At 53.7% G+C, this 203-nt stretch carries 1 tRNA gene; it reads left to right on the forward strand.

Going from position 1 to position 203, the window contains the following annotated elements:
- The first annotated feature begins 130 nt into the window (after positions 1-130).
- Positions 131-203: transfer RNA gene (locus GT1_RS22080), tRNA-Ala, on the forward strand.

Genomic DNA, 203 nt, shown 5'->3' on the forward strand with positions numbered 1-203 from the left:
GGCCTATAGCTCAGCTGGTTAGAGCGCACGCCTGATAAGCGTGAGGTCAGTGGTTCAAGTCCACTTAGGCCCACCATTTCGATATTCGACAGTAGTAGTTGTCGTAAATCGAAAATCTAATAGTGATTACGGGGGCGTAGCTCAGCTGGGAGAGCACCTGCCTTGCAAGCAGGGGGTCAGCGGTTCGATCCCGCTCGTCTCCA

Origin of the sequence: Sporomusa sp. GT1 (assembly GCF_014634905.1) — a bacterium.
Lineage (GTDB): Bacteria > Bacillota > Negativicutes > Sporomusales > Sporomusaceae > Sporomusa > Sporomusa sphaeroides.